Origin of the sequence: Pseudomonas sp. NBRC 111131, from assembly GCF_001320525.1 — a bacterium.
Taxonomy (GTDB): Bacteria; Pseudomonadota; Gammaproteobacteria; order Pseudomonadales; family Pseudomonadaceae; genus Aquipseudomonas; species Aquipseudomonas ceruminis.
In genome coordinates, this window is record NZ_BCBH01000011.1 from 21,325 (window position 1) to 43,119 (window position 21,795).

Below are 21,795 nucleotides of genomic sequence, written 5' to 3' on the forward strand. Positions count from 1 at the left end.
CTTCGCCACGTGGGCCTCGATCTGGGCATTGCCGAGGTGGTCGAGGATGTCGCACACCCACGTCGCCAGTGCACGGCATTCCGCCTCCCGGAAGCCGCGGGTGGTGACCGCCGGGGTGCCAATACGCAGGCCCGAGGTCACGAACGGTGACTGCGGGTCGTTGGGTACCGCATTTTTGTTCACGGTGATATGGGCACGGCTGAGGGCAGCATCGGCGTCCTTGCCGGTGATGCCCTGACGGATCAGGCTGACCAGGAACAAGTGGTTGTTGGTGCCACCGGAGTCCACGTCATAGCCACGCTGGATGAAGATCTGTGCCATGGCCTGGGCGTTCATGATCACCTGGGCCTGATAGTCCTTGAAGCTGGGGTCGAGGGCTTCCTTGAAGCACACTGCTTGGCCGCGATCACATGCATCAGCGGGCCGCCCTGGCCGCCGGGGAATACCGCCGAGTTGAGCTTCTTCTCCAGCTCTGGCTCGCCCTTGGTCAGGATCAGGCCGCCACGGGGGCCGCGCAGGGTCTTGTGGGTGGTGGTGGTGACCACGTCGGCGTATGGCAGCGGGTTTGGATACAGGCCTGCGGCGACCAAGCCGGCGACATGGGCCATGTCGACGAATAGCCAGCCGCCGACCTTGTCGGCGATCTGGCGAAAACGTGGGAAGTCCAGTGTTCGCGAATAAGCGGAGAAGCCGGCGACGATCATCTTTGGCTGGTGCTCGACAGCCAGGCGCTCGACTTCGTCGTAGTCGATCAGGCCATTGGCGTCGATGCCGTATTGCACGGCGTTGTAAAGCTTGCCGGAGGACGAGACCTTGGCGCCGTGGGTCAGGTGACCGCCGTGGGCCAGGCTCATGCCGAGGATAGTGTCGCCAGGTTGCAGCAAGGCCAGGTACACGGCGGCATTGGCCTGAGAGCCGGAGTGTGGCTGAACGTTGGCGTAGCCGGCGCCGAACAATTGCTTGGCACGGTCGATGGCCAGTTGCTCGATCACATCGACGTGCTCGCAGCCTCCATAGTAACGCTTGCCCGGGTAGCCTTCGGCGTACTTGTTGGTCAGTTCGGTCCCCTGGGCCTGCATCACTTGGGGGCTGGTGTAGTTTTCCGAGGCGATCAGCTCGATATGGTCTTTCTGGCGCTGCGTCTCGCGACGGATGGCGTCAAACAGTGCAGGGTCGAAATCAGACAGGGTGAGGCTTTTGTGGAACATGGGAAATTCCTTGTTGTTCGGGTTTTATAGCCAGGTTTTCGCCCCCCTATCGCTGGCAAGTCAGCGACAGGGGGCGAAAGATCACTCAGGCATCCTGATAGTTCGACACCGGCGGACAGGCACACGCCAGATTGCGGTCGCCGTAGACGTTGTCCACGCGCCCCACCGGCGGCCAGTACTTGCTCTCGCGCAGGCTCGACAATGGGTACACCGCCAGCTCGCGACTATAGGTATGCGTCCATTCACCAGTCAGCTCAGCCGCTGTATGCGGGGCGTTGCGCAACGGGTTGTCCTGCTTGTCGAGCCCACCGGTCTCCACCGCACAGATTTCCTCGCGGATTGCGATCATGGCCTCGCAGAAGCGGTCCAGCTCTTCCTTTGACTCACTCTCGGTCGGCTCTACCATCAAAGTCCCGGCCACCGGGAATGACATGGTCGGCGCATGGAAGCCATAGTCGATCAGGCGCTTGGCCACGTCCTCGACACCGATTCCGCTGCTCTCCTTGAGCGGACGCAGATCGAGGATGCACTCATGGGCCACCAGGCCGTTCTCGCCCGTGTAGAGCACCGGGTAATGCTCCTCCAGGCGCCGGGCCACGTAGTTGGCGCTGAGGATCGCCACCTGCGAGGCGCGTTTGAGGCCCGCTCCGCCCATCATGCGGATGTACATCCAGGTGATCGGCAGAATGCTCGCGCTACCAAACGGCGCCGCACTCACTGCCCCGGTCTTGCCAGCACCCGGCAGGAAAGGCGCCAGGTGCGCCTTGACCCCGATCGGCCCGACGCCCGGGCCGCCACCACCATGGGGAATGCAGAACGTCTTGTGCAGGTTCAGGTGGGAAACATCGCCACCGAACTTACCTGGCGCACATAGGCCGACCATGGCATTCATGTTGGCGCCGTCGATGTACACCTGACCGCCATGTTCATGGACGATCTCGCAGATCCGCGTGATACCGTCTTCGAACACACCGTGGGTCGAGGGATAGGTGATCATCAACGCGGCCAGGCGTTCACGATGCTGTTCGGCCTTGGCCTGCAGGTCGGCGACATCGACGTTGCCGCGGGCATCGCAGGCGACGACCACCACCCGCAGCCCGGCCATCTGCCCCGTGGCCGGGTTGGTGCCGTGGGCCGACGACGGGATCAGGCATACATCGCGCCCGCCCTCGCCTCGGCTGGCGTGATAGGCACGGATCGCCAGCAGGCCGGCGTACTCGCCCTGGGAGCCGGCGTTGGGCTGCAGCGACACGGCGTCGTAACCGGTGGCGGCACAGAGCATGGCTTCCAGCTCGTCAGTCAGTTGCCGGTAACCCCTCGCCTGTTCCGCCGGGGCGAACGGGTGCAGGGCGCCGAATTCCGGCCAGGTGACCGGGATCATCTCGCTGGCGGCGTTGAGCTTCATGGTGCAGGAGCCCAGCGGGATCATGGTGCGGTCCAGGGCCAGGTCCTTGTCGGCCAGGCGGCGCAGGTAGCGCATCAGCTCGGTTTCCGAGTGATAGCGGTTGAACACCTCATGCTGAAGGAAAGGGCTTTCCCGCAGCAGCGCGGCCGGCAGGCAATCCTCGACATCCAGTGCCAGCGCGGCGAACTCCGGCAGGGCCTGGCCGGGCACGGCGAACACCTGCCACAGCGCCTCGACGCTGGCCTGCTCGCAGGTTTCATCCAGGGACACGCCGAGCCGCGTGTCGTCGATGAGGCGCAGACTGTTAGCACGCTTCACCGGACGCGCCATGCTGGCCCTACCCACACCAGGCTGTATGCCGCAGCGACCGCTATCTTCGCCGCGATAAGTGCAATGATAGCTCGGAAGAGGCGATGCAGGACTGTGCGCCGCCGATGGAGCTTGAAGTCATACCACCAACCCACGAATCTGGTGCGGTCCCCGTGTTGAAGCCAGCGATGTTCAGCCCGTTCCCCACACTGCAGGCGTGGGCAGGCGTGGCGGCTGCGCTCTATGGACGCCATTCAGACGGGGCTTTCAGGGGCGGGTTTAGCGGCATGACCGACTGGCCTCAGGCGACACTCCCCCGCAACTCGATAAACTCAGGGTATGTTGACATAGCAGTCCGCAGTCGCTGCGCTTACCTACAAGATCGGTGGCGTGCAACCCCCGCCTGAGGTCATAGTGTCATCAAAGTCTCTCGACATTTGCCTTTGGAACACTTGTCATGAACAGTATCACGATCCACGGAATTAGCGACCAGCCCTCAATCAGCTGCTGGACCTCTGCTCATGGGGCTTTTTTAACAAGGAAGGCGCAAATTTTTCGAAAAGCAATGGAGGTGCTCGGCAAAGGAGAACTGGCACAGCGTTGGATGATCAGCCCTGCGCTTGGTCTTGGCAACCACACCCCATGCACCTTGCTTTGGAGTCATGAAAGCTATATGGAGGTATGGGCCTTCCTCTACCGTCTTGAGTACGGCGTTTACACGTGAGCATCAGAATGCTGCTGATCGGGCTACGGGCTAGCCCGGGTTTTGGTATGCATCTCTCTGGTAGTGATACTCCTGTGGTGAAAGGCGACCAGCCGGGCCGAATAACAAGTGGGTAACACACGCTTCCAAGAACGCAATCGCCTCGGCTTGAGCGTACTGCGCATAAAAGCTGCGGTACGCGAGCGGGAGCGTACCGCGGCTCTGGAGGCAAAGCTTGACCATCTGAGCCAAAACGTAACCGCGTATATCGTATCGTGCGTCCACCTTTCTGAGCACAGTGTCGTAGCAGGAGTGGAAAACGACTGCTTTCGAATGGACACTAGGGGGGCTTTTTTGATCGTTCATGGACAGCCTACTGTAAAAGCGTTGAACCGCAGGGACAGTGTCGAAGCCACTGGAACGTGGCTTGGAATACGTCGCGTTGGTTCACGCGAATGAAGAAAAAGTGTAGGAAAACCTCAAAAATGAAGTTTTTTTTGCCAAGTGAAGAAAATCATTTCGGTGGCGGTGATCGTAACAAAAAAACACGAATCCCACATGCACCTAGAGCTCTCGACCTTGGCCTTCAATGCCACCTTAGGCGGCACAGTGTCTCGCAAAGCAAATCCACATTTGAAACCACGATCAGCCTTGGAATCTATCTCTGCGCCACTCCTAATCTAGCCTCGAGCAGCGCCGGCTCTCCCGTTCAGACTTAAAATATAGTGGTAGTTCGTTTGAGTACGGACCAACTTAGAATTGAGCTTATAGGATGGAGACTAAGTATGAGAGCGCACCTTCTTTTTGCACAGCTTTTGCTGGCGGAAATTAGGACATCAATTCTCCCACCACACTACTATTCCATTAGCTTGGAATAGTAGTTTGGCAAAACTTACCCGCTACCTCAATGTGATCCAGTGCGGGAAATCATCTAATGATCGATTGCAGCGACTAAGTGCTTGGTTTAATAAAGCATTTAGAGTAGCGACCTCAATAGACATCGTTGCTGCTTGTGCCATGAAAATATCGGAAAAGGCTTCGTAAATATGGTGCATCAACAAAGATGCCAACATCGTCTCAGAAATCAATGTCAAATTCCGCGATCTACGTATCTTTGATATCATCACTGGCTTATCAACATCACAAAAAACGTCAGCTAGAGAACCAACAAAACTAGGACCGCGAATTCGCAACAATTCACACGAATGAGAGGTGTGAGCGGAGTCAGAGGAATGAGTCAACTGTTCCGCGCGCACGCCCAGCATTGCTCTACCATAGAGATTGATCGTGGGCTTACCGACCGAAAAAGCATGGCCTACTATTTTGCAGCTGCGCGCGTCAACTACATAACATAAAAACGGATGTTGCCTCTTGAACTGACCCGACACCTTGACGTAAAAACCCAGGGTAACGTAAATCGGAACTATATAAGTGTACATGAAATACTTATGCGAACTGTGGAGTGCAAATACTTAGGGCGCTTGTCTGGAATCTGATCAAGCTATTTCTAAGCCAATAATAAAGCTCTTTATCAAATTTATACACGCTCCCCCATATTTTTTCCGGCGTATCTGATTCCCAAGGATCGCCACGAAGTGACTTAAAGGCCTCCTTTTGACTAACCCACCCTAGCAATATTCCAATAAAAAAAAGCGCGCGCGCGCGACAAGCTGCAGAAGCCCTAAACGGCTGCAAGTAGCAGCTAAGGTATAGCGTCTCACCTTCACTGGACACAATATCTAGCAGTCTGTTACTACCGGAATGACGATACAAATCCATGCCTGGTGTAAGAAGAGCCCGCATAAGGCTCATTATTGTGTTATCAAAGAGATAAATGCAACGATCCTGCTGAAGATTACGTAATTTTACGAGTTTCTTCTGAACACGACATGCGGTTTTAAGCAAATCGGCCCAGTTGTTAACATATTCTGCATGTCCGAGATTCTTACTCTCAATACTATGATTCCATTTAAATATGGCCCGAGGCGCATCCAACGCGGCACCTATCTGTCGCGGGACATCCTTAAGCAACACATCATGCAATTCACAAAATGGTTTTGATACGTATCGCCAGGCAATCTTGAGCATCAAAGAACAATTAGATCGAAGATTTTCACGCATGCAATCTTCGCAATAAGATCGCCGAAATCCCCAAGGTATCATCGGCGCGACATTAACAGGCTTGACGAATCTTTCTAAATCTGACCCCATAATCAATGGCAGAACCTTCCATTTATGGTCCGGGCTTATAAAATCTAAGTCGCAGTGAGCTTCACGCTTTTCAAATTCGAAAAGTGACAAAAATAATCGTGGACCACGTCCATAACCCCCAGCATTGTGCAGTATATACTGCTGCACTTCTGGGATTTGACATAGCCGATAACTCCAAGATGAAAGAGATTCACCGGCTATCATTTTAGCATTCGAGCATAGCCCGGACTTCAACATACTGACTTCCTTGAATTGAAAGCTCTTCTTCAGCACCTGAAAATTTGAGTAGGCTATCATTTCTTAAAGTCGCATATGCGTAAGCCACCTCTAAGGTCTTTACAAACTCATCGAGCCGGCATGCTTGCTGCTCGATGTGTTCAAGTGCACATTCAGAAAACTTAATACTTTGTCTAGTTTCACCATTCGCAGCGATTAAAAACTTAAATGCGACATTGGAAAGATCAGATGACTCGAGCGACATTCTAACTCTAAATAAATTCACCCTTCCTTTCATAATTTTTTCTATCTTTCTTGCCAGCGGCCGATAGTGCGTTGTATATAGAACAACTAGACCATTTCCGACTTCCGATATAGCGACCAAGCATTCAGCCAATGAGTTATCATGTGTGATTTCGAAGCGCTCCAAGTCATCAATTACTACTAGCTTTAACCCTACCTCATTTATGTACTGATCCATATATAAGGGAGCTTTTTTCAGGTGCTCGTAGGGGGATCTTATTGCCAAAGAAATAGCGAAATTATCCAATAAAGATAGCTTGCCGAAGCTAAAATTATAATTGACCTTAGTTGCCTCTACACCAAATTTATTTACCACATGTTCAAGACTGGCGGACAAGCCACAACCAGGTTCGCCCTCTAGGTGAACGACTACACCCTTAGCAGTGATGTTTGTATTTCGTATTAGCTCTGCTATGGTATTCGTCAATTCAGGGAACGAATATTCAATCTTGCATTGTCCTTGGAGAACTTTAATTGCCTTGGAAATACGGGAGCTACTATTCATGCGAAACCGCCCTCACGCTCAAGCTGGTCGACGTCGCGCAGCGCAATACATAGGTCATCCATAATATACTCAATATTGTCAAGATGCTTGTGAGCAATATGTTCAGAGCCATCAGTGATTGCGGCCATGGCTGCCGCCTGTAAAATTTTCACAATGTTATCGGTCAGCCCCTGGCCCGTCTCCATTATCTTTAGAAACAACTTCTGGTCTTTGAAGTTTGTCGGCTTCCGTAAAGGGAGGCGAAAAATGTACGATGCTACAAAGCTTCTGAACTCACTATCATTCCCCCATTGTTTTAGGGACCTCACAGCATACCGGCGGGCCAACTGAGCGTCACGCCTCAATACCCGCGCGGCATCTGGGATACCGAATGCAAAGACACAGAGACCATAGTTAGAGCCAGCTAAATTCTTCAACAATGACAAGTTAATTCGCTGCTGGAAGTCTGTTAATGTCAATGCATCATGAATCTCATCGATAACGATGGCCCGAATATTTTGACTTTTAATCAAGTATTGCAATTCCGGCGAGATATTTTCATTCAGACGCGCACGACGCGACACACCTACTCCAATTTCTTGCAGTATCAACTCCTTCAATGAATAGCCATTAGGGCTTTGATGCATTGTTACAAATACCATTTTCTCCGCCCAAACACGATGTCGCTTCTTCAATTCCTCAATCATGCTAGTTTTACCTGAGCCACCAGGCCCTATTACTAGCATACTGGGGGCATTGATTTTATTTGTCATCTGCATCATCACATGCATACGTGCAATTAGGTTTTCAACTGAGGGATGAGGCACCCAAATATCCTGACAGCACACCAATGTTCGCTCATGATCCGTTAACGAAAAATAGCTATGGCTATCGGGATGCACGTGGGAAAAATCGGACATAATAGTCTCGCAAAAACAATTGGATTAAGGCAAAAATCAAAATACTTAATCGTTCATTAATGAACGATCAATACAAAGTCGGCTCATCTTCGTAATCTACACTATTGTTTGAGCGCAGGTTCGAGACTATCCCAGGCATCGAATGGTCAATCAGCCCTCTACGCCCTCCAACCTGGCTAGCACTTACATGGGCAACGTTCGAATAATTTTCAGCGCTTTCATTATTTTTTTTGCTCGCGCCTTCTAAAATGATGGAGTAAGCATTATGCTGCTCTAGACCTTTTTCCTTCTTCAGACGCCTAGCCTTAGTCGTAGCTTTTACTTCATTTACCACGAGTTGATTTGCACTATATACTGCCTCACTGCCACGCCTAGTCATAGTGCCATTTGGTATGGACTTAATGCGCCTCTGATGCCGATAATATTCATAATGCGAATGTCTGCCAGAAGAGTTTCGTACACAAGGAACCACGAACCATTCTGTATTCACTTTAACCCTTATTACATCAAGGTTGTAAGGGTCATACTTAACCAGCACCTTCTCTCTAATATGATTTTTTAGTGCAGGAGCATAATAAAACCGTCGGAATAACTCTATCCCTTGCGGAACTACTTGTTTTGCGGCAAACTCTGGATAAAAGCTAAAGCGAAAACCATCATGGTCTTTTTCTGGAATGCTTTTTGGTTCCACCCCATCTCGATAATAATCATTCCAAGCTTCAATAGGGCTTTTCCCGATGCCAGAATGCTTGGTCTCATGATATGCGCACACTTGATAAATCATGAACTTGCGTAGCGCACTAAACGTCATTGATGCGCGTTTTTCACTGCTATATGACTTCCGGTCGATTACGTTTGAACCCGTTGTTCCTGGCAAAAAATGCACTTTGGTTGTCATGAACTTCCCAATCAAACTCTCGATATGTCCTCCTTGATGTTTTTTTCCTACATTGCGATGCCTTACGTCAATTCCATAGTGCTTGCAGTTTAGTACCAGCACATCAGATATGAATTCCTTAGCATTATCAGTATGGATAGTTTCCATCAAGCCGTGAACTGGCCAAAGGTTTTCCTCCATCCCTAAAGCTAATAAGATCTTATTCTTTGGCAGCACGCAATTTTCGATTAACATTGCCACGCTTACAGCGCTCGGTGGCAATAAAGACAAATAGAACCCAAGAACCACCCTTGTATGGATACAAATTGCCAAACTGATCCAAGGCCTGCCAATAATGACTTGGCGGTCATTTTCGTCGACCAACAATATGTCCATGACGGTGTGATCGAATTGAACCCATTGGAGTGGGCGGTCGGTTTTCTTATGTCCAGGCCTCGCTCCGTATCTTTGTTCCGCTGCGTCTTTTCCGTATTTCCTTTCGTACAATAATCTTGGAGGCTTAGATTTAATCCTTCGCCTGACCGTATAGTAAGAGGGACGCACAACTTTTTGAGCATCAGCTTCTGACTGACATACCGACCACACCTTCGCATAGCTAGCAGAAATACCATAATAGTAATCATCAAAAGCTTTATCAATAATTGCTTCCACGCGAGCATCAAGTTTATCGCTCCCGCTTTTACGACCCCGCTTACCTGGCACTAATTTATTGTAATTTCGTGCCCCTCGAGACCTTGCTACCAACTTATAAAAATACTGCTTCCCTATGCCTAGTAAATTTATGCCTTCAGCGGCTGATATTTTTCCATCAATGAAGAGGCTAATTACCGTAAAGCGCTCACTTCCGACCTTATGCCGCCCTATCTCCTCTAGCGGCGTAAAGCTATTTAACGCCCCCCACAAATCTTCTGAAGTATCGGTCATAGCTTTGAACCAAGGATTATGAAATTGACAAGTACACCTGTAGAGCCCCGATGGACATGCTTTAAACCATCAGGTGATACCCATCTACCTGAGCGCGAAGTTGAATGCTTTTTCATTTTTAACTTCCATTTTGGCTTTGTGTCAACCCTGTGAATGCAACTTTTTTGATAGGCGAAGGTGAATCTTGATCAAAACCCACAAAACAATAGACGTATAAAACGCAACCCAAAACGCCATACCGAAATTCAAAGCTCAAGCATTAAAAAGTACAAGGTTGACGCACAAATCACTGAGTAAATCGAGGCAGAAGCCTCCAATTGAAACGGGAACGACGGAATTTCATCAAGGCTTCATCTCGGTACATGCTCAATCCAAAATGCATTTACTAAATTCATCTTGTCAGAGGGTCGTTCGTCCTTAGTTTCAAACGAAAAGTAGCCCTAGGGCCCTGCATCGCAGAAGGCGAAGCCACCAGGGGGAGCCCTAGGCTCTGTACGAAATCCCGAGAAACCTAATCGTCGCTCCTTTAGCGCTGAGATTTTGTAGAGTTACGCGCCATTAACGGAAAGGAATTCTGTGATGGCAAGGCGCTACGAACTCACGGACGAGGCCTGGGATGTGGTCTCCGATCTCTTCATCGAAACCCATGGCCGAGGCCGGCCCCGACTGAGCGACCGGCTGATGCTCGATGGCGTGCTGTGGGTGCTCTGCTCAGGTGCTGCATGGCGAGATATGCCAGAGCGCTTCGGCCCATGGTCAACGGTGTATCAACGGTTTCGGGGCTGGCGAAACCAAGGGACTTTAGAGCAGATGCTCAAACGTCTGCACCTGCGATTGAATGAGCAGGGCTTGATCGATCTGCAAACCTGGATGATCGACTCAACCGCAGTACGCGCAACCCGAGCCTCATCAGGCGCCGGGAAAAAAGGGGGCCTGACGAGCCTGCCGATCATGCTCTAGGCCGCAGTCGCGGTGGCCTGACAACCAAAATCCACATGCTATGCGACGCCAACGGAACACCGCTGCGTTTTCTCCTCTCTGGCGGTCAAGCCAGTGACATCAGCTACGCACAACCACTGTTGGACGAGGTCAGCATTCCATCGAGCCAACGTGGCCGCCCGCGCAAGCGCTGCAAATGGCTGCTTGCCGACAAGGGCTACGACGCAGAAGCGCTACGCCGCTACTGCGACCAATATCGAATGCAACCCGTCATCCCGCTGCGCTCGATGAAGCGCAAGCCCAAGCCTGGCTTACCAAGACTGTTTGACCGGCCCAAATACCGACAGCGCAACATCATCGAGCGCATGTTCGGCTGGCTGAAAGAGAACCGTCGGATCGTGACTCGCTTCGACAAGCTCGCGAAAAGTTATGCCGCCATGGTCTCACTGGCTTGCTCCATGCGGTGTTTGCGACATCTCTTTTCGTACAGAGCCTAGAGAAATCTGGACGAAACGGATCACTTATTGGTGGGTACAACAGATGCAGCCACCAACACAACACTCTGCGCAAAAAGGCTTCCACCGAGCCAGATTGCCCAGCAAGGAGGGATGGAGATTGCGGTTTGTTATGTGCGGAGACCGGAGAATTCTGTTTTGGCCGCAGCGCGAGTGTCCGGCTACGCCGTCTTTGCCTGTCTAGGTAGGCGCATGCCACGGCCTCCGGGGTTAGCGACCACAACTGGGTAGACCGCCCATCGGGGGCGGAGATAGGGCCAATAAATCTACTGATCTAACTTTGGACTAATTTCATGACAGCCGAACTACCTTCGTATGGGAGATATCCTCGACAAAATGGTATTCGTTGTTGTTGATGCTTAATAAGGCGACAATCCACAAAAATAATGTTTAATCTAGCGACTATCCCAAGAAAAGTCGCTTAAATTGGCAGGGCATCGGCTAGAGCCCTTGTGAAACAACGCTTAGGGCTAGTCGCCTCATTTCGCGACAGCCTCATGTTTCGTGTTCATGGCGAGACCCTGAATGAGGTGTCTGCCAATGAAGCTGGTTCAGTGTCATTTCTCGTCAGGGCAGCGCGTGCCAGTGCTTGTGTAGGATGGTTCAGCGGCGCCCTTGCCCAAGCTGGTCCCATTTATCTACGTTCAGCTCAGATTCAAGCATCGTGCATACAACACAGTCGCAGCGCACCTGCGTGCGATCCAGGCTTTCTACACCTATGCCAAAAGCCGGGAGCTGGATATCGATGAGGCCATTCTGGCCTGTCACTTCGAGGCGATCTTGGCACTACTGGACGGTTACACCCTCTGGCTCCAAAGCGGCCGCCAGGCGGATAATCTGGTCGCCCGAATCGGCACGACTGCAATGGCATCTCCTCCACCGATAGATTTGCAGATGTTGCCGACGTAATTGAGCGACGCTTTGAGAGCCATATCACCAATGTTCGTCCCGACCGTGCTCGTTATCGCGGCCTGACCGATCCCCAACTCCAGATCATCCGCACACTGATTCGTCCGGGTGCTGTGGGAAATCCGTTTCCCAAGCGATTGCAGTTGCGCAATTGGCTAATGATTGAATTGTTGCTGGAAACCAGCATGCGTCGTGGAGAGCTTTTGAAGCTCTACACCACGGATATTAATAAGGGTTCTCAGCACGCCTACGTCAGCATCAATGATCGCGAAAATGACCCAGGCGATCCGAGTGCTGAAGAGCCTGCGCTGAGAACGCACGGACGAACCGTAGGTATTTCTACGCAGTTGTATGAGGTCTACGAGCACTATAGAACCCGGTATCAAGAGCGTGGGCAACGCGTGTATCCGCAAAGCGTCGAAAGCGGTCACTATCAAGTAATGGATTTGGCCATTTCCGACGTTCTAGTCCAACCGATTTGCTCATAGACTGGTTTGCCCGCGTCGGTGGCGTGCAGGACAGCGAAGGTGACTCCTCGGCGAGCGAACTCGGCGTCAGCAGCTTGCATCAAGGCCGACGCTAGGCCTCGGCGGCGGTAGGCCGGCTGGATGAATACATTCAACACGTACCCACGCTTATCCAGGGTTGGGTGCGATGGATGGGGAGGCCAATCAATGCTCATAAGGCCAATGGCTGCGACCGGTTGGTCGCCATCTAAGAGTTTGAATCCGTAATACCGACCGTCACCGAGCCGCTCCTCTAGCCATGGGCGAAAGTGCTGAGTCATGACCCGTAGTTTTTCAGGATCCCCACCCGCCTCAAGAAACATTTCCTGGCGATGTGAGCAGATCATTTCTGCGTCAGAGGGCCCAACAGACCAGCACTTCAGACCGGAGAACTCTACACATCCTTGTGGTTCGATCATCGTTTATCCAGCGTCAGTAGCATCGATTCATAAAGAGGCAGCCTATGGCATCTTCAGGCATATTTGCAATGGCTCGGCGCAGGCGCTGATCCCCCTACCCTCGTCGAGCTCGTCGCTCTTGAGCTTCTCCAGTACGGTATTCGGGCTATCGACAGGCGTGGATACCGGCGCGCATGTCCATCGGCTCGGTGGCCAGCCAGATCGTATCGATGCGAATCATTGAGCGACAGCCCGAATAAATTGCGCGCAGCCCTCAAAATCCGAGGCTGGCCATTTCACTGTGATCACTTGACCGGACATGGGCAACTCGATGATCACTGACGCCTCGGCAGGCCGTTTAGGTGCAGCCTTGAGCGGGACAAATGCCGGTAGTGGGGTTGCTGCAGATTGGTCTCGGTAGCGCGGCATCCATTTGCGAATGACGTTGGCATTGATGCCGTGGCTGATGGCGACACTGGACGCGGTTGCGCCAGGTTGCAGGCATTCCTGAACGACTTGGGCTTTGAACGGTTTTGGATAAGAGCTTCGTTGGGGCATGGAAATCCTGGCAAATAAGGGTGATCGCGTCCGCTTGAAAATACGTGGACACACAAAGCCCTTAAAGCTGAAGTTCGGAAGGTGAGTTCGCCGGACGCTTACTCTTAAAAAAGGCCACCGCGCTCTTGATGGCCGATGAACACGAGCGTTCGCGTTAGTTGATCAACTTCGTTCTGAAGAGCCTGTTGATCTGTTGTGCTCGGTATTTGAAGTCACCCGGTCTTGCTATTACGCGCATTGCCGCAAGCGCCGATCTCTGGACGTTGAGTGGTTGGTTTTACGCAGCTCCGTGAATGAGCTGTTCACTCAAAGCCGCAGCGCGGCGGGCAGCCGAAGCATCATGCTCATGATGCGCACGGACGGCATAGAGATTGGGCGATTCAAGGTGCGCAAGCTGATGAACGAAATGAAAGCGCTTCGTTAGCACAGCAGGATATCGGCCGGTTTTTGATGCAGCGTTACAACTGGCAACGGCCACATCAATTTAACAGCGGGCTGGCGCCCGCTGTGGCCGAGGAAAAACTTAACGCAGTGTCCGGGATTAGTTGACCAGTACATACGCTACCGGAGACAACTGCCTTGCCTTGTCCGAAGACATTCTGCTCCACTGCTCAGGAGGTCCCAACCCTGCAATGCTCATTCAGGCGATGGTGGCATTACTAGGTATGCGTCCGGCCAAGTCAGGAAGGTGTGGCGGATAGACCACTACAGGCAGCGCAGCGCACCGCAGGAGACCACTAATCCCTTCTATCCTAATGCTCATCGGGTATTTAGAATTCACGACCCTGCGCCCTATAGTCTGGTTTTTTCAACTAAACGTTCGGATCTTTACTGTGGCCAAATCCACTTCGCTTTTTGAATCGTTACGTCAGGAAATTGATGAGTTGGCCTTGCAACTCGGTGTGAGCTCTATCCTTGTCATGCGTTCTCTGCCCCAGCACATGCAGGTTTTGGCTTCGGGTGGGCGTCATGAAGACACCTATCCCATTGGTGCCGAGGGCAAGAAAAGCACTTTGGCCCACAACGGCCAGGCGCTGTATTGTGAACGCGTGGTGGATACCGACCAGCCGCTCTATGTCAAAGACTCCCGCCTGGAAGCGGACTGGGCGGGCAATGAAGATGAAGTGGAGTTCGGCTTGAGCAACTATCTGGGCTATCCGGTACGCGGGCCGGATGGTGAGGTGTATGGCACCGTGTGCGCTTTGCACGAAGAGGCCAAGGAATATACCGCCGAAGAACAGGCCGCTCTGGATGGGTTGCGCAAGAAGGTTGAAGCACTGTTGGCGCTGGAGTCCAAATAATCCCGGTAGGGCGAAACCTAGGCAGAGGCTTGCCAACAACGCTCCTCCACCTGCACTAAAACTCCACCTTGCCCCGCCCCGCCTTCACGGTGCTGCGCCTGGCTTTTCCTTCGAGGCGGCGGGTCTTCGAGCCGAGGGTTGGCTTGGTTGGGTGGCGTTTTTTCTGGGTCTTGCCGGCAGTGATGATCAACTCGGCAAGACGCGCCAGTACATCAGCACGGTTCTGCTCCTGGGTACGGTACTGCTGGCCCTTGATGATCAACACGCCGTCGCCAGTGATACGGCTGTCACGCAGCGCCAACAGCCGCTCCTTGTAAAACTCGGGCAGCGATGAGGCCTGGATGTCGAAGCGCAGGTGCACGGCGCTGGACACCTTGTTGACATTCTGCCCACCCGCGCCTTGAGCGCGAATGTAGGTTAGTTCGATGTCGGCATCCGGCAGATGCACGTTATTGGAGATGCTCAGCATGACATGGCCCTTGTAATCACCCGCATTATCACAGGCTCCGCTGCTCTCCCATAGAACAACACACAATTTCTTGTCCGCAGGCTACCAGGTAACATTGCTCGAGGTGCGTTCCTGCGCCAGGTGTTCACGATGTTGGGACTTTTCTTTCACTCAATTTTCACGCCGTCTGAGAGAAATTCAAGCTATCCCTACGTGATAGACCTTGCCCGCCTAGCAGCGGGCTTTCTTTTGCCCGCATTTCTTGCTTCGCCAGGCCATTCGTCTGCTGGACTGTCTGCTTGCAAGCCTGGGGTTGTCCTCTAAGGACACCAGCCAGAGCCTTTCTCATGCGACAGTTCCTGCCATCCCTATCCCTTCCGCTAGCCTGCAGCCTGCTGTGGGCTTGCACTGCCGCTGACACCAACTCACCGGTCGAGACGCCCGGCAGGCCAGCGTCGGCGACTACCCAGCTGCTGGAAGCCGGCGCAGCGGCGCTGCAGGTCAAGCCTCCCATTGACGCCATCAACGCGTACCTGGATGGTTTCCACTTCTACAACGGTCATCCCGACGTGCAGATGGAGGCTCATCACTACTGCTCCATCCTCAATGAAGATGTTATCCAATGCGTCATCTTCGACGGCAATACAAAGGATGCGAAGATCATGGGCATTGAATACATCATCGACGAGAAACTGTTTGCTGGGTTGCCGATCAAGGAAAAGGCGATGTGGCATAGCCATGGGTATGAGGTTTCTTCCGGCCAGTTGGTTGCCCCAGGGATTCCTGCGCCTGCCGAACATTCGCTCATGCAGCGACTGGCACATACCTACGGTAAAACATGGCACACCTGGCATACCGACCAGGACAAGACGCTCCCGGTGGGTGTTCCGCAGTTGATGATGGGCTTCACTGCCGACGGCCAGGCAGACCCGAAGATGGTTGAGCAACGCAACCGGCGCCTGGGAATAGATCCAGCCAAAACCAAAGCTCAGCGGGCCGACATTCGAAAACCCGCGGCCGATCCCGATGCCGATGGCTGGCAACGGGGCAATATCATCCAACTCGAAGACCCAACAGGCTCACATCTGCATCGTCCCGCTCGCGCGACGCCGACGACGACCAACAGCCGTGCGAGCGAATGACACATCTCAGTAATCAGTGGAGAGTAACCGCATGACAGATCAGATTACTCAGCTCGACGAGGACCTCAAGGTGCTCGACCAGATCGCCGATGAACTCGAACGCCAAGTAGCACCGTGCCCGGTTACGCGTCTTTTACTGCTCGCCTGGCTAACCGAGTGGGTGCGAGGCCGGGAAAGCCAGGCAGGGTTGGCGCAAGATCGGTCTTCCCTCCCCCAACCCTTGAAAACGGCCTATGCGGCGTGGATTCACCAAGGCGGCGGTCGCTAGCCATGGTCTTATCAGGCGCGTCCAAGCACGCTATAGATCTCGCAAACCACCTGCATCGTCGCGGCTTCAATCGTTCCTTCATTGCGGCATAAACACCACCCCTGCTCCGCAACCGCCTGCTCGAACGCCTGGGTAGACGCTACCTGTTCTTCAAGCCTGAACATCACCGTACTGCTCAACCCCCGCCGGCGTGCCGTTGCCCTCGCCCATGAAATCTCAGGGTCGGTGACAACACCGACGTGCAGGTCTGGCACCCGCACGTTACGCGACAGGTTCAACTGGAGAATCTGCGTAAACGGAACGATCCGGCGAAAGGCGGCTTCAGACGGGTACCAGCGGTCAATCAGGATGATGCTGTCCGGCGGCTGCTTAGGCAGCACTTGCTGGGAAATCCAATGGCGGCTGTCAGCGAAGCGTTCACAGACTTGCACTTCCAATTCGCGAGAGGGGTGGCGCGCCAGCGCATTGACCAGCGCCATGGTATCCCCCCTGAAAGGATCGCTTTTACTCTCGCTCAGGCGGATCACCTTCCTGTTGTCTGCCCTCAATGCTTGGGTGACGGCCTCCAACAGCGTGGTTTTGCCAGCCCCTTTGGGCCCATCTAGTGACACAAACAGCGGACGATTCATTTTCAGGCAACGCGTGGAATAGGCAGTGCTGACCACTCTACCCCATCCTTACATCAAGCAATAAAACTCACTGACCTGCGCCACGATTTCACCCCTCGCATCATACAAGCGCGCTTCGGGCGTCAACGCGATCGACCGCGCCTGAAGCACATAACGTTGCCCCGCCGCAAAATGATCGTAATTCACCGTCAAGTAGCACTCCCGCACGGACAGCCCGCCCATGATGCTCATCCCACCGCCGCCGGTGGCGTCGTAGTCGAACCTGACAATCAGCTCATGCCTGCCAGGGGTGACCTGAAAAAAACGCCCATCACTCAGCCGTTGCTGGTCCAGCCGCTCAGCCATCAGCACCCTGTCGTTGGGGAACGGTATGGACAGATCGACCCAGGCCATCCCTGGATCGGCGGCTGGCAATGGCGACTGGCACGCCGCCAGGACGCTGGCGACGACTGACAACACTATCCGGCGCATGATCGATGCCCTATGCATTACTACGTAAAGCGTAGCCTTGGCAAAACATAACACTGTCAGGCCCTACGCGATTGCAACACCGCCCTCAGGAAAAAAAAGCAGGATGTTGTGCGCAGAATTCGTTTGAGATGCACGCCCACTTTGTCCATGGTTGCCACCCTGATAGCCATTGCCTGAAAAAAGGCTACAGGGCGTGGACCCAGGCACATGACGATGCCTGTGTGGGGGGCGACAGGTGCTGCCGGCGTTGAGTCAACGCATGCGGCGCAACCGTTGCCAACTCCTCCCAATAATAAGAGAGAACAAGGAAATGCAATCCAACAGTCTCAAGCAAAGCCTGAAACAACGGCATATCACCATGATTGCCCTAGGTGGTGTGATCGGTGCAGGGCTTTTCATGGGCTCCGGCAAATTGATCGCCGCTGCCGGGCCTGCGGCAATCCTGTCGTACTTCATCGGCGGCCTGGTGGTCACCCTGGTGATGTTCATGCTGGGCGAGATGGCCTGCCGCAACCCAGATGCAGGCTCGTTTTCAACCTACGCCAATACCTACCTGGGGGACTGGGCGGGCTTTGCCGTCGGCTGGCTGTACTGGTTCAAGTCGATGATGACCATTACCCTGGAAGCCGTGCTGCTGGGCGCCATCCTGCATGATTTTCTGCCGTGGCTGCCGATCTGGGCCGGCGCCTTCTTCATGCTGGTGACCTTGATGGCGAGCAACGCCTATTCGGTCAAATCCTTTGCGGAAATGGAGTATTGGCTGGCGGCGATGAAGGTTGCCACCATCGTCATCTTCATGGCGCTGGGCATCTCGATCCTGCTCGGCATGCACAGTGACATCCCCTCCCCTGGTTGGGTCAACCTGACCGCTCACGACGGGTTCATGCCCAACGGGCTGTCGCCCGTGATGGCGGGCGTCGTCGTGGTGATCTTCTCGTTGGGTGGCAGCGAAATTGCCGCCGTTGCGGCCGGTGAGTCGGAAAACCCTCGCAAGAACGTCATTCGCGCCATCAAGAGTGTGATTGTGCGGGTGATGCTGTTTTACGTCGGTTCCGTCTCGATTCTGATCCTTTGCCTGCCCTGGACGGACACGGACAACCTGGCCTCCCCGTATGTTTCGCTGTTCAGCCTGGCTGGGTTCAGTGGCGCCGCGGTGGCGATGAAGATCGTGCTGTTCATCTCGTTCATGTCGGTGATGAACTCGTTCATGTTCTCCAACTCACGCATGCTGTTTTCACTCAGCCAACGTGGGCATGCGCCAAAGCTGTTCTCGCGCACCACGTCCAAAGGTGTGCCGCTCAATGCGCTGTTGCTCAGCCTGAGCATTTGCTTGTTGATTCTGACGGTACACTTTGTCAGTGGCGGCGACTTGTTCATGACCCTGGCCAAAAGCAGCGGAACATTCGTGATGATCGTGTGGATCTTCATCATCATCGCCCACTTCGCCATGCGCTGGAAAACCCGGCATGAAGCGGTTGATCCGACAGCCTTCCGGGCGTGGTTTTTCCCGTATGCCAATCTCGTTGCCTTGCTGGCACTGCTGGGGGTGATCGTTACCCAAGCGTTCGATCCGGCATCGCGGTTCCAGTTCTGGTTCACCACCGTCACAGCACTGGTTGTGGTCGCCGCGTATTTCGTGATGCGCAGTCGATTGGGGGAGAAGTCGGTGGGCTATGCAGGCTAGCGCCAGCCACACAAGACGCTCGTTCGGCCAAAGCAGATGGAAAGAGTGCCACACCGCCATGACAAAGCTGCACCCACCGCCCTTGGGCGCTATGGTAGGTGTCATCTCGCACCATCTGCCACGGAGGCGGCCATGACACTTTTTTGCCGGCTTAGCTTGTTGATCCTGATCGCCGGTACGCTGCTGGGCAACATCGTCATTGCCAGTATCGGGCTGGTTGGCCTGTGTGGCGCCGCCGTTTATATCGACATCCGTAAGGATGCTGCCGTACCCGCGCCCCGCGAGCCGGAGTTCCTGGCCTAGCCTACCCCTGACTCAACCAGGGTTGGCACAGGCCAGGGCTAGCCCGGCCTGTGCTGGCTTGGCTCAATTGTCCAGTTCATCCTTGGTAATGGCACCGCTTTGCGGGTCGACGTGGAATTCGTAACGCTTGCCGTCCGCTTTCAGGCCTTCACCCTCCCAATGGCCGTCATCGGCCTCGATCTTGGTGATCTGGGTGTAACCGGCGCCTTTGAGTGCCGCTTCGGCCTGGTCCTTGGTTACCTTCCAGTCTGCGCCAGGCTGGTCGGCCCAAGCAGAGGAAGTACCCAAGGCACCTGCCAGTGCCAGGCCAGTGAACAGTCGAGTCATCGCTTTCATTGATTACCTTCCTTTTATGGACACAATGTGAAGTTGTGACCCAAGCACCGCCGCTGCAGTTCAGCCGGCTTTCAACCATCGCAGTGGTAACAGATGCCTCCCTGCTAAATATTGGGCCGAGGTTCCTTAAAGCGTCTCGTCCGGAAAGCTGAAATTCTTTGCAGAGGGCAGACTGTGCGCTGTGTCACAACTGAACACAGAGCATCCTGTGTTCGACATGAGGTAAACGATCATGGCTAACAATCAAGACAGGGGCGCGAATCAGGGAGGCAGCGCCAGCAGCAACCAGGGCCAGACCGGTGGGCAGCCAGCGGGGGGCAATGTCGCCGGTGACCCGGGGCGTGGCGCCGACGCCGAGCAAGGCGGACAAAAAGGCGGCAAGATGCCAGATGACCAACGCAACAAGGACTGGCAGCGTTCCTCGGACGCTGGGCAGAAAGGCGGCCAGAGGACCGATGAAGGCAACATGGGCCAAGACGCCGATGAAACGTCCGAACCTGGCAGCATGGGTGGTCAGGGCCAGCGAGGAGGCACTCAGAAGCCGGACGACCAACGCTGATACGCCATGAACAGTGCCAGGGCGGCCATGCCGCTCTGGCACGCTGGTTATACCCCCCCACCCTCGCCTATCCTGTCCCCAACGCCTGGCGCGCCGCGCCGTCGAAGGGGGCCTGCATTTTTCATGTTCGATCAACGCTCACCCTGGCATAGCCTGGCGAATTTCTGCCTGGGCATCCGTTCGGAATTCGTCGCGCCAGAACGCTTGCCCCAGCGTTTGCTGGATGAAGCCGAGACACTGCTCTCAGTGTTACTGGCCATCGCCATGGCGCATTACCTGAGGGTGGAGAACGTCGGTTGGGCGGCCTTCAGCGGTTACATGGTCATGCGCTCTAGCCTGCACGACAGTGTCTATCGCGGCGGGCTCAGGATCATCGGTACCGCCGCCGGGGCCATGGCAGCAGCCGTGCTGGCCACGCAGGTGGGGCTCGCGGGCCATTGGCTTGGCCCGGTGATCGGCCTGGTGGGTGCTTGCACCCTGTTCTGCGCCATTCGCTACACCCATGGCTATGCGTGGCTGTTTACCGGCCTGACCTTCGCCATGGTCGCACTGGCCTCCTTGGGTACCGACAACACCGATACCGTGCTGTATTTTGCCAGGACGCGGGTCGAGGAAGTGGCGTGCGGGACGGTCGCCTGCTGGTTCGTCGCGCTGCTTTCAGGGCAGACCGTGCGCCGCGCGTTACCACGCGGCACCGTACCCACACAACCTGCAACGCCCGGCGACCCGGTCAAGGTCGACGCCAGGATGGTAATGCACGTGGTAGAGGCCGGCGTTGCCTTGGCGCTGATCCCGCTGCTGGGGCGGTGGCTCGGGGTTGATGGCCTGAGTCAGGCCGCGATCACCGTCATGGCGGTCATGATGGTGCCACCTGCGGCGCTGGCGGCTGGCGGCAAGGCTGTCACCCTGCGCAATATCCACCGCCTGGTGGGCTGCGCCGCCGGGGCTGCCTGCGCGGGTATCGCCTTGTGGTTGATGGGTTCGAACTGGCTCGCCATGACCGTGATGATGAGTATCGGGGTGATGCTGGGCAGGCACATCGAGAACAGCAACCGCTCCTTTGCTTATGCAGGGACGCAGTTTTCGCTGGTGTACCTGGTGGTGATGGTCCCGGACGCTTACCTCAATGTAAGCCCCGAGCCTGGCATCGTACGCCTGGAGGGCATCGTTGCCGGGTTCGTGCTGATTGGCCTGGTACGGCTGGCGAACCTGTTGGTCCGCCAGCGCACTGTAGCCGATTAGCCCAGG

Annotated in this window: 20 protein-coding genes and 3 pseudogenes; 11 read left to right on the top strand and 12 right to left on the bottom strand. The window is 54.5% G+C overall.

Annotated features, from left to right (window positions below):
- Positions 1-114 precede the first annotated feature (114 nt).
- Positions 115-1,208, bottom strand: a pseudogene (gene glyA / locus APH34_RS12545) (serine hydroxymethyltransferase); the annotation flags it as partial.
- Between the two features lie 85 nt (positions 1,209-1,293).
- Positions 1,294-2,916: pseudogene (gcvP, locus tag APH34_RS12550) on the bottom strand (aminomethyl-transferring glycine dehydrogenase); the annotation flags it as partial.
- Between the two features lie 463 nt (positions 2,917-3,379).
- On the opposite strand from gcvP, the gene APH34_RS12555 reads away from it, so the two are divergent.
- A complete protein-coding gene (locus APH34_RS12555) occupies positions 3,380-3,646 on the top strand; it encodes an antitoxin Xre/MbcA/ParS toxin-binding domain-containing protein (RefSeq protein WP_009684887.1) in 267 nt (88 codons plus the stop codon).
- A gap of 1,425 nt (positions 3,647-5,071) precedes the next feature.
- Here the strand turns inward: APH34_RS12555 and APH34_RS29225 are convergent.
- The 4 genes from APH34_RS29225 to APH34_RS28670 all read right to left on the bottom strand — a co-directional run bounded on the left by APH34_RS29225 (position 5,072) and on the right by APH34_RS28670 (position 9,581).
- Positions 5,072-6,073 (bottom strand): hypothetical protein, encoded by a 1,002-nt coding sequence (locus tag APH34_RS29225; RefSeq protein ID WP_143524266.1) that lies wholly within the window; start codon positions 6,071-6,073, stop codon positions 5,072-5,074.
- On the bottom strand, positions 6,042-6,860 hold the full coding sequence (locus tag APH34_RS29230) for a hypothetical protein (protein ID WP_143524265.1): 819 nt from the start codon (positions 6,858-6,860) through the stop codon (positions 6,042-6,044). The genes APH34_RS29225 and APH34_RS29230 overlap by 32 nt, the downstream gene beginning before the upstream one ends.
- Positions 6,857-7,759, bottom strand: coding sequence for a TniB family NTP-binding protein (locus tag APH34_RS12565; RefSeq protein ID WP_232251875.1), 903 nt, complete (start codon positions 7,757-7,759; stop codon positions 6,857-6,859). Before APH34_RS12565 ends, APH34_RS29230 begins: the two co-directional genes overlap by 4 nt.
- A 67-nt stretch (positions 7,760-7,826) precedes the next feature.
- Positions 7,827-9,581, bottom strand: coding sequence for a Mu transposase C-terminal domain-containing protein (locus APH34_RS28670; protein WP_080641041.1), 1,755 nt, complete (start codon positions 9,579-9,581; stop codon positions 7,827-7,829).
- A 579-nt stretch (positions 9,582-10,160) separates the two neighbouring features.
- Between APH34_RS28670 and APH34_RS28675 the strand changes: the two genes are divergently transcribed.
- A protein-coding gene (locus APH34_RS28675; RefSeq protein ID WP_104148369.1) for an IS5 family transposase occupies positions 10,161-11,017 on the top strand; the annotation gives its coding sequence in 2 pieces (ribosomal slippage) (positions 10,161-10,502 and positions 10,505-11,017; 855 coding nt in all).
- A 633-nt stretch (positions 11,018-11,650) separates the two neighbouring features.
- Positions 11,651-11,944 carry a hypothetical protein gene (locus tag APH34_RS29920; RefSeq protein ID WP_256215625.1) on the top strand — a complete coding sequence of 98 codons (294 nt, stop codon included), beginning with the start codon at positions 11,651-11,653 and terminating at the stop codon, positions 11,942-11,944.
- Between the two features lie 433 nt (positions 11,945-12,377).
- Here APH34_RS29920 and APH34_RS12585 read toward each other — a convergent pair whose 3' ends face one another.
- Both APH34_RS12585 and APH34_RS28680 read right to left on the bottom strand, forming a co-directional pair.
- Entirely contained in the window at positions 12,378-12,869 is a 492-nt protein-coding gene (locus APH34_RS12585; protein ID WP_054901353.1) for a GNAT family N-acetyltransferase, read from the bottom strand.
- Positions 12,870-13,085: 216 nt separating this feature from the next.
- Complete coding sequence (locus APH34_RS28680; protein ID WP_082422789.1) at positions 13,086-13,406, bottom strand: transposase; 321 nt, start codon at positions 13,404-13,406, stop codon at positions 13,086-13,088.
- An 88-nt stretch (positions 13,407-13,494) separates the two neighbouring features.
- Here APH34_RS28680 and APH34_RS29925 point away from each other — a divergent pair.
- Positions 13,495-13,815, top strand: a pseudogene (locus tag APH34_RS29925) (IS3 family transposase); the annotation flags it as partial.
- A 424-nt stretch (positions 13,816-14,239) separates the two neighbouring features.
- Positions 14,240-14,707, top strand: coding sequence for a GAF domain-containing protein (locus APH34_RS12595; RefSeq protein ID WP_054901355.1), 468 nt, complete (start codon positions 14,240-14,242; stop codon positions 14,705-14,707).
- Between the two features lie 55 nt (positions 14,708-14,762).
- Here APH34_RS12595 and arfB read toward each other — a convergent pair whose 3' ends face one another.
- Positions 14,763-15,176 carry an alternative ribosome rescue aminoacyl-tRNA hydrolase ArfB gene (gene arfB, locus APH34_RS12600; protein WP_054901356.1) on the bottom strand — a complete coding sequence of 138 codons (414 nt, stop codon included), beginning with the start codon at positions 15,174-15,176 and terminating at the stop codon, positions 14,763-14,765.
- 326 nt (positions 15,177-15,502) lie between these two features.
- On the opposite strand from arfB, the gene APH34_RS12605 reads away from it, so the two are divergent.
- Together APH34_RS12605 and APH34_RS12610 are read left to right on the top strand one after the other, a co-directional pair.
- On the top strand, positions 15,503-16,297 hold the full coding sequence (locus APH34_RS12605) for an OBAP family protein (protein WP_054901357.1): 795 nt from the start codon (positions 15,503-15,505) through the stop codon (positions 16,295-16,297).
- A 31-nt stretch (positions 16,298-16,328) separates the two neighbouring features.
- The gene (locus tag APH34_RS12610; protein ID WP_054901358.1) at positions 16,329-16,565 is read left to right on the top strand and encodes a hypothetical protein; all 237 of its coding nucleotides are present in this window, start codon (positions 16,329-16,331) and stop codon (positions 16,563-16,565) included.
- Positions 16,566-16,576: 11 nt separating this feature from the next.
- On the opposite strand, the gene APH34_RS12615 is transcribed toward APH34_RS12610, so the two are convergent.
- On the bottom strand, positions 16,577-17,194 hold the full coding sequence (locus APH34_RS12615) for a dTMP kinase (protein ID WP_054901464.1): 618 nt from the start codon (positions 17,192-17,194) through the stop codon (positions 16,577-16,579).
- 48 nt (positions 17,195-17,242) lie between these two features.
- Positions 17,243-17,665, bottom strand: a complete 423-nt coding sequence (locus APH34_RS12620) for a hypothetical protein (protein ID WP_054901465.1) — start codon at positions 17,663-17,665, stop codon at positions 17,243-17,245.
- A 310-nt stretch (positions 17,666-17,975) separates the two neighbouring features.
- Here APH34_RS12620 and APH34_RS12625 point away from each other — a divergent pair, with 310 nt between their 5' ends.
- Positions 17,976-19,349: an amino acid permease gene (locus APH34_RS12625; RefSeq protein ID WP_054901359.1), complete on the top strand. Its 1,374-nt coding sequence runs from the start codon at positions 17,976-17,978 to the stop codon at positions 19,347-19,349.
- Positions 19,350-19,481: 132 nt separating this feature from the next.
- Positions 19,482-19,652 (top strand): hypothetical protein, encoded by a 171-nt coding sequence (locus tag APH34_RS29535; protein WP_177337028.1) that lies wholly within the window; start codon positions 19,482-19,484, stop codon positions 19,650-19,652.
- Between the two features lie 63 nt (positions 19,653-19,715).
- Here the strand turns inward: APH34_RS29535 and APH34_RS12630 are convergent, their stop codons facing one another.
- The gene (locus APH34_RS12630; protein WP_054901360.1) at positions 19,716-19,988 is read right to left on the bottom strand and encodes a PepSY domain-containing protein; all 273 of its coding nucleotides are present in this window, start codon (positions 19,986-19,988) and stop codon (positions 19,716-19,718) included.
- Between the two features lie 232 nt (positions 19,989-20,220).
- Here APH34_RS12630 and APH34_RS12635 point away from each other — a divergent pair, with 232 nt between their 5' ends.
- Positions 20,221-20,547, top strand: coding sequence for a hypothetical protein (locus tag APH34_RS12635; RefSeq protein WP_054901361.1), 327 nt, complete (start codon positions 20,221-20,223; stop codon positions 20,545-20,547).
- Between the two features lie 123 nt (positions 20,548-20,670).
- Complete coding sequence (locus tag APH34_RS12640; RefSeq protein ID WP_054901362.1) at positions 20,671-21,789, top strand: FUSC family protein; 1,119 nt, start codon at positions 20,671-20,673, stop codon at positions 21,787-21,789.
- The last annotated feature ends 6 nt before the right edge of the window (positions 21,790-21,795 follow it).

Bases quoted from the DNA above. Each gene is read 5' to 3' on its own strand.
- APH34_RS12555 (WP_009684887.1), top strand. From the start codon at position 3,380: ATGAACAGTATCACGATCCACGGAATTAGCGACCAGCCCTCAATCAGC.
- APH34_RS29225 (WP_143524266.1), bottom strand. From the start codon at position 6,073: ATGTTGAAGTCCGGGCTATGCTCGAATGCTAAAATGATAGCCGGTGAA.
- APH34_RS29230 (WP_143524265.1), bottom strand. From the start codon at position 6,860: ATGAATAGTAGCTCCCGTATTTCCAAGGCAATTAAAGTTCTCCAAGGA.
- APH34_RS12565 (WP_232251875.1), bottom strand. From the start codon at position 7,759: ATGTCCGATTTTTCCCACGTGCATCCCGATAGCCATAGCTATTTTTCG.
- APH34_RS28670 (WP_080641041.1), bottom strand. From the start codon at position 9,581: ATGACCGATACTTCAGAAGATTTGTGGGGGGCGTTAAATAGCTTTACG.
- APH34_RS12585 (WP_054901353.1), bottom strand. From the start codon at position 12,869: ATGATCGAACCACAAGGATGTGTAGAGTTCTCCGGTCTGAAGTGCTGG.
- APH34_RS28680 (WP_082422789.1), bottom strand. From the start codon at position 13,406: ATGCCCCAACGAAGCTCTTATCCAAAACCGTTCAAAGCCCAAGTCGTT.
- arfB (WP_054901356.1), bottom strand. From the start codon at position 15,176: ATGCTGAGCATCTCCAATAACGTGCATCTGCCGGATGCCGACATCGAA.
- APH34_RS12605 (WP_054901357.1), top strand. From the start codon at position 15,503: ATGCGACAGTTCCTGCCATCCCTATCCCTTCCGCTAGCCTGCAGCCTG.
- APH34_RS12610 (WP_054901358.1), top strand. From the start codon at position 16,329: ATGACAGATCAGATTACTCAGCTCGACGAGGACCTCAAGGTGCTCGAC.
- APH34_RS12615 (WP_054901464.1), bottom strand. From the start codon at position 17,194: ATGAATCGTCCGCTGTTTGTGTCACTAGATGGGCCCAAAGGGGCTGGC.
- APH34_RS12620 (WP_054901465.1), bottom strand. From the start codon at position 17,665: ATGCGCCGGATAGTGTTGTCAGTCGTCGCCAGCGTCCTGGCGGCGTGC.
- APH34_RS12625 (WP_054901359.1), top strand. From the start codon at position 17,976: ATGCAATCCAACAGTCTCAAGCAAAGCCTGAAACAACGGCATATCACC.
- APH34_RS29535 (WP_177337028.1), top strand. From the start codon at position 19,482: ATGACACTTTTTTGCCGGCTTAGCTTGTTGATCCTGATCGCCGGTACG.
- APH34_RS12630 (WP_054901360.1), bottom strand. From the start codon at position 19,988: ATGAAAGCGATGACTCGACTGTTCACTGGCCTGGCACTGGCAGGTGCC.
- APH34_RS12635 (WP_054901361.1), top strand. From the start codon at position 20,221: ATGGCTAACAATCAAGACAGGGGCGCGAATCAGGGAGGCAGCGCCAGC.
- APH34_RS12640 (WP_054901362.1), top strand. From the start codon at position 20,671: ATGTTCGATCAACGCTCACCCTGGCATAGCCTGGCGAATTTCTGCCTG.